Annotated in this window: 1 protein-coding gene; it reads left to right on the top strand. The window is 30.1% G+C overall.

Features of this window, described 5'->3' with window-relative positions; all coding sequences use genetic code 11:
• Positions 1 to 14: 14 nt before the first annotated feature.
• Positions 15 to 2,430 (top strand): condensation domain-containing protein (locus CO726_RS30710; RefSeq protein ID WP_245916862.1); only part of this gene is annotated, 2,416 nt, incomplete at its 3' end.

Genomic DNA, 2,430 nt, shown 5'->3' with positions numbered 1-2,430 from the left:
TATATATAGGTGGTATGGGATTAGCAGAAGGTTATTTAAATGATCAAGAAAAAACGAATACAGCATTTATAAATCATCCGCAGCTTGGAAGGATATATAAAACGGGTGATATGGGTAAAATGACCCCTGAAGGTTATATAGAATTTTTAGGAAGAGAGGATTCTCAAGTTAAAATTAGAGGATATCGTGTTGAAATAGGGGAGATTGAAGCTGTACTAAGAAAAACAAAGATTTTTGATCAAGTAATAGTTTTGAGTGCGCAGGATAAAAATGATATTCCAGTTCTATCTTGTTACTATGTGAATGATGTATTAGTTGATATTGAAATTGTATTGAAACATATGGAAAAGATATTACCACATTATATGATACCCACATATATAACAAGAGTGGATACTATTCCCATTACTAATAATGGGAAAATTGATCGTAAGGCTCTCCTGAAAATTAAGCCAACTATAATGGAAGTAAAGAAAAAAATGGAGCCGCGAACGAAAAACCAAAAAATTATAGCTACCCTATGGAAAGATGTTTTAAAGATTGACAATGTGAATGTTGAAGATAGTTTCTTTGAATTAGGTGGTAATTCGATACTTATTATTAAAGTAATTTCCGCTATTGAAAAAGAATTTGGTATAAAGTTAAGTTTCAAAGAATTTATTTCTAACAGTAGTATAGAAAAATTATCAAATGTCATTGAGAAAAAGGCGGTAAAAGAAGCGAGTATAGGAACAAGTTTGAAGATTGATAAAAAGAATCAATTCGAACCATTTTCACTATCGAATATCCAAATGGCTTATTTGGCTGGAAGAAATGGTGAATTTGAGTTGGGAGGAACGTCAACTCATGCTTATCTTGAATTAAAAGTAGAACTCAATATAAGTAAATTTGTGGATAGTGTACGATACATTATTAAAAGACATCCTATGTTGAGAACAGTATTTTTAGAAGACGGTACTCAAAAGGTGTTGGATTATATCCCAGAATACAACATGGATGTTATGGATATTACAGGGGAAGATGCATTTGAACAACAACGAGTAATTGAACTAGAAAGAAATGAAGTATCTAAGCGGATTTTCAATCCTAGTCAATGGCCTTTATTTGAATTTAAAGCGTTAAAAATAAACGAATCGGAATATAGATTGTTATTTGGAATAGACATGCTAATTGCCGATGGTGCTAGTATTCAAATGATTTTCAAAGAAATTTCAGATCGTTATTTATATGGAAAGGAATTGCCAACTTTAAAGTTAACATATAGAGACTATATAATTAATTTGGAGAAACAAAAGAGTAACAATGAACGATATAGTATGGATAAAAAATATTGGTTAAGTAAATTAGACTCTTTTCCTTCGGCACCACAGTTGCCATTAAAAAATGTAATAAGTAGGGTGAAATCGCCAAACTTTGAGAGACTCGAATTTATTATTCCATATGATAAATGGGAAGTATTTGAATATAAAGCTTTAAATAATAATGTTACACCTGCGATAGTTTTATTTACAGCGTACGCCCAATCTTTAGCGAAGTGGTCGAATCAATCTAAATTAGCTATTAATACCACTATTTTTAATAGGGAACCGATCCATGATGATGTTGATAAAATTATTGGGGATTTTACTTCATTATTGATGATAGATGTAGATTTTTCGAAGAATATGGATTTTTGGGAGTATACGAAGAAAATTCACGAAAATTTCATGTCAGCGTTAGAACATAGAATGTTTGATGGGATTGAATTTCTAAAAGAATATACTAGAGTTAATGATATTGACTCAAAGAAAGCAATAATGCCAGTAGTATTTACAAGTATGTTATTTGGAAAAAGTTTTGATTTTGGAAGATTAAATGATTTGGGAGAATTAACCAAAGCGATAAGTCAGACATCTCAAGTAATGTTAGATCATCAAGTTATGGAATTAAATGAAGGAATACTTCTAAGTTGGGATTATATATATGATTTATTTGAATGTAACGTTATAAATGATATGTTCAAGTACTATATTGGATTAATAAAGAATATTTATGGTGAATTCAATTTTCCGGATATTGGTAGTGAAGAAGGGGTAAAAGTATATAATTCGACAGAAAAATTTATTAGAGAAGACAGTTTGTATTCAATTTTTGAAAAATCAGTAGAAGTAGCACCGAATAATATAGCGATAGAATCGGAGAATAGGAGTTTAACCTATAGTGAATTAGATAGACTCTCTAATAAAGTGAGTTCATATTTAAAAGAAAACGGAATAAAATCTGGAGATTTTGTTGCCGTTATGGGTGAGAGAACAAGTGAAACGATTATAGGTATTTTGGGGATATTAAAAATAGGAGCAGCATATATTCCATTAGCTTCTGATATTCCTTTAAAAAGAAAAGAGACAATCTTTAAAGATTCTAATTGTAAAATGGAATTAAATACGACAT

This window comes from Bacillus fungorum (assembly GCF_002746455.1).
GTDB lineage: Bacteria > Bacillota > Bacilli > Bacillales > Bacillaceae_G > Bacillus_A > Bacillus_A fungorum.
Note: the sequence above shows the minus strand (reverse complement) of the source record. Positions and strands in the feature narration are given on the sequence as shown.